The organism is Frankia sp. CeTa3Moorea (genome assembly GCF_978021225.1).
This window is the reverse complement of the sequence record NZ_CDXDOR010000254.1, coordinates 1-4,237: the sequence shown is the minus strand read 5'-3', so window position 1 is coordinate 4,237 and position 4,237 is coordinate 1. Positions and strand designations below refer to the sequence as shown.

Annotated in this window: 5 protein-coding genes; 1 reads left to right on the top strand and 4 read right to left on the bottom strand. The window is 71.8% G+C overall.

The genetic code is table 11. From position 1 onward, the window contains the following. Positions 1-256 precede the first annotated feature (256 nt). Entirely contained in the window at positions 257-895 is a 639-nt protein-coding gene (locus tag AC08OV_RS23815; protein WP_476615899.1) for a hypothetical protein, read from the top strand. Here AC08OV_RS23815 and AC08OV_RS23810 read toward each other — a convergent pair whose 3' ends face one another. From AC08OV_RS23810 to AC08OV_RS23795, 4 genes are all read right to left on the bottom strand, one after another. Beyond that, the gene (locus AC08OV_RS23810) at positions 896-1,345 is read right to left on the bottom strand and encodes a hypothetical protein (RefSeq protein ID WP_476615898.1); all 450 of its coding nucleotides are present in this window, start codon (positions 1,343-1,345) and stop codon (positions 896-898) included. Positions 1,346-1,751: 406 nt separating this feature from the next. After that, a complete protein-coding gene (locus AC08OV_RS23805; RefSeq protein ID WP_476615897.1) occupies positions 1,752-1,967 on the bottom strand; it encodes a hypothetical protein in 216 nt (71 codons plus the stop codon). Between the two features lie 327 nt (positions 1,968-2,294). Then, positions 2,295-2,489: a (2Fe-2S)-binding protein gene (locus AC08OV_RS23800; RefSeq protein WP_462189201.1), complete on the bottom strand. Its 195-nt coding sequence runs from the start codon at positions 2,487-2,489 to the stop codon at positions 2,295-2,297. A gap of 329 nt (positions 2,490-2,818) precedes the next feature. After that, positions 2,819-3,910 carry an OmpA family protein gene (locus AC08OV_RS23795; RefSeq protein ID WP_476615896.1) on the bottom strand — a complete coding sequence of 364 codons (1,092 nt, stop codon included), beginning with the start codon at positions 3,908-3,910 and terminating at the stop codon, positions 2,819-2,821. Positions 3,911-4,237: the final 327 nt, after the last annotated feature.

The following is a 4,237-nucleotide window of genomic DNA, read 5'->3' as shown; positions in this document are numbered from 1 at the left end:
CCACCACCCCCCTCGACCTCCTCGGCGAGTAGTCAGACCTCCTCGGCGAGGAGTGAACCCCCGGACGCCCGCTTACCGTTCGCAACGCTCCTCCCGGATCCGGGGACCGCTGTGCGCGCGGCACGCGCGGCATCGGTCCTCCGGCGGAAACCACGGCGACGCATCCAGAGAATCGGCGGTGAGGCAACCGTCGAATGCCACACAATGCCGCCGATGCTGTGGTCGGTGTGCTGCGTTTCGCGTTACCGTGTGCCGCATGCCGTCGGCGGGTCTGGCCTGGCAGACACTCTCCGATCCGGGCGCGCTCGCCCTGGTCGACTCCGAGTCCAACCGGGCCGCCGCGCTGGCCCGGCCGCACCCCGCGGACCTGCCCATGGTCCAGATCGTCGACCTCGAACGTCTCGTCTGCGGTTGGCTGGCTCCGGCCAGCCGCCCGCAGTCCGAGCGGCACCTCCGTGAGCAGATGATCGTCGATCCGCTGCACACCCTGCGCGGGATGTGCTGGCTCATGGCGATGTGGGTCGTCGCGATACATCTCCGGACGGGACGACAGCCGACCGCCGTCGTCGCCGGCCTGGCGTTCCCGGGGATCTGGCGAGGACCGGAGGCCCCGAAAAGCGCCCAGCTCTGGGAGGACCTCGCCGGGCGGATTCGGCTCGGCGTCCTCGCCGCTCTCACCAGCGACGTGGCGACCGACGAACAGTTTCGCGAGGCACTACGCCATCCCGCCGACATCACGTCGATTCTGGTGCATTACGCCCTGCTCATGATGGCGGGCCTGCACCGGCACATGCTCGACAACGGCGTGGACCCGAAGGAGATGGCGGGCACGTTGGCGCTCTACACCGTAGACCCGCAGGAACGGGCCACCGCCTGCTTCCGCCCGCTGACCTGATCAGCGGCCATCACCCCCGGGCTGCGCCTTGCGGGTCGGCGAGGGACGCGGGCCACGAGTCGCGGCGGCCGAACGCGCCGCGGAACCGAGGCGTAGCGACGGTGCGGCACGCAGGGACGCCGGGCTCGGAACGGGCGACGCCGGGCTCGGCACAGGCGACGCCGCGGAGAGGGCGGGAACGGCCGAGGCGGCGGGACCCCCCGGAACCGCGGGGACGGCTTGGTCGGCGGCATCGATGTAGACGACGCGAGTACTCCCGCCGTGCCCGTGGATGGCGAGTAGCGTCTCCATTGTCGGATAGATCCCGATGGAATCGTGTTCGGAGTCCCACCACAACACGCAGGTGCCGTCTGGGGCCTGCGCCCCGAACGCGACCGCACCCGTCCCGGAGACGCCGGAGACATCGACGTCACGCTCCAGCTGAAACCGCCGCACCTGGCGAGCGGACATCGCCACGACCTCCTCACGGGGTACCGTACTGTACCCGTAGGCATCGCCCGTGATCCGGCTGGCGCAGCCGACTCAGCGCCGTCGCCGACCTCGCGCCTCGCAATCAGCGAGGCGTCGCGGCTCGGCCGGATCGACCGGCCGATGCTACCTCTCAGGCGGACTTCGGCCGGTTGGCCCACGGTAGCCGGCAATGTCGGGGTGGGTCATCCATATGCCGTCGTGGCAGCGCAAGGGTGATCCCACCACGCGGTAGCTCCACGCGGTAGCTCCACGCGGTAGCTCGCGGGTGGACCGATGTGCCCGCGCGGGGACACCGTCGGAGCGTGATGGTCACATGGCCCGGCGCACGGTCACCGCGGAGGCGGGCCGGTCCGCCGGCGGTCCGAGATAGCGGTCATAGCCGGTCTCATTCCGTAGTCTTCCGTAGTCGACGGGCCAGGAACGCGACCGTGTAACGGACCGTGAGCCGATGGTCCTCGGTGACGTCGATCACCGGCGGCCAGCAGGCCGTGGCCGCGGTCATAACGAGGCGCAGGCGCAGCGCGGCGGGGATCCCCGCCGAGACGAGACGCTCGAAGGCCCGGCTGACGTGACGTTCAGTCGGGATCGCCCCATCCCTCACGATCCCTCACGCCACTGACCAGCAGCACCCGCACCCGCGCCCGAGCGGGGACCCCGTCGGGCAGCGGTTCGGTGGCCGGCGCGATGCCCACCGCCGCCCTGACCCGCCGATCGGCCGGGACGCCGAGGATACCGATGCTCTCGACACCATCGCGGTAAACCCGCCGAAGGAGAACCCCACCACGGCGATCCGGTCGCGACGGATCGGCGGGCGCGGCGGTCAACGACGGGGGACGCGGCGCCGGGAGCTCGACCGTTGCGGATGGTCCGGGCGGGCGGGCCGCCACGCGGGGTACCACAACGAGGTGACCAGCACCCATCCGGAACCCTACCCCGCCCTGGCGACCGGGCTGCCGCGGCGCGCGTACGCCTCGTCCAACAGCTCGGCGATCTCCTCTACACAGCCGCCACAGCCCGTCCCGGCATCACATCGCTCGCCGACGGCGTCAACGTCGCAGGCACCCGACGCGATCACATTGCGTAGCATCCGGTCGGACACCGCGAAGCATGAACAGACGAGCACCGCACCTCACCACGCCCGAGACAGCCAGCACGCGGACGGCCAAGCGGCAGTTCGCGACCCTGTCGATCTGTCGATGATCCTTCGACCCCGTGGGGCAGTCGACCCTGCGGAGCAGCCTTAGCTAAGGCTTCCCTAAGCAGAGGGTGCCATGGGCCACCCGCCGCAGGCAAGACGGTCGCGCATCCGCGACATCACCGTGATACTGGGCCGGAAATCGACCGGACTGCAGATCGGCCGGACTGCAGATCGGCCGGACTGCAGATCGGCCGGACTGCAGATCGACCGGACTGCAGATCGACCGGATCAGCCGGGATCGGGCTCGCCCAGAATCAGCGATCGGGCCACGGGACGATCTCGACCCGACGGTTGGCCGCCCGTCCCCGGGGCGTGGCGTTGTCGGCCTCCGGCCACCGGGAACCGAACCCGGCGACGCGCATGAGGTCGGGACGTACGCCCCGGTCCGTCAGGTAGTCGGCAGTCACCCGGGCCCGGTCCAGAGACAACGCCTGATTGAGGGTCGCCGGCCCGAAGGCGTCGGTGTGGCCGCCGACCAGGACCACGACCCGGCCGGCGCGCAGCGCCGCCGCCACCCGGTCAAGCCAAAGGCGGGCCGGCGGGCTCAGTGTCGCTGCGCCGACCGGGAACGTCACGTTCCGGCCGTCGAGGGCAGCGCGTAGGGCCGCGAGGGCCCCGGCGTCGGAGGTGGGCTTCGCCGCCGGGGCGGCAGGCTTCTCTCCCGGGACGACAAGCCGGTTGTCCAGGGTGGCATCAGGAACGGTGGTACCGGCCGCCGCCAGCACCTGGGCGCCGAGGCGCCGCCTCGTGGCCTCGTCCGGGGCGCTGCCGGCCACCGCCACGGTCGTCCCGGAGACTGTGACCGAGTGGTTCCCGGGGAAACCGCGCAACGCCGCCGCGACGGCGGCCACCGCCTCCACCGGCGGCTCCGCCACGGCCGGGTCGACCCGGACCTCGCCGGTCACCGACCCGCCGCTCGCGTCCGCCACGGCGGCGAGCAACACGGCACGGCTCGCCCGGTCGGGCACGGTCGCCGTGATCGACAGTCCTCGGCCGGCCACGGCGAGCACCAGGGGGCGCGCGGGTTCGGTCGCGATGACCACGTCGTCACCGAGACGCGCGGAGGTCGTGCCGGCGACCGCGGCCGAGGCCCGCGCCTGTTCGGCGGCGGCGGCACTCGGGAAACGACCGGTGACGACCGCATCACGCCCCTCGACGTGAACCTGGGCGTGCCCGCCGCCGGTGGACCGGACCGCCGCGGTCGCCCGGGCGGCGAGATCATCCTCGATGGGATCGCGGCGCAGGGCGAACGCGACAAGGGCAAGCAGCAACCACGCCAGCACGAGTGCGATGGCGAAGGCGACCGGGCGCGGGCGTTGCAGACGCACGGCCGTGGACAGGGACATCGATCGGACTCCGAGCAGGATCGGACCGGACGCGGGATCTTCGAGGTGGCGCTGATCGTCGGGACAGGGCCGATCTTCGAGGTGGTGGGGAGGGGGTGCCGCAAGGTCGGACGCGGCCGGGAAAACCGCTTTCCCGCAACTTTCGCACATCGGTCCCAGAAGTAACACATCGGGGCGAAAGATGCACCCACCTGGGGAGCCACACCAGGCCGACACGGTCGGATCGGCATCGGCCACCCACCGCGATCAGTTCGCGTGCGCTCCGTCGGCTCGCGCCACCGGCGTGACCCGCACCGCCATGCTGGAGGTGGCCGGCGGGGCGGGCGG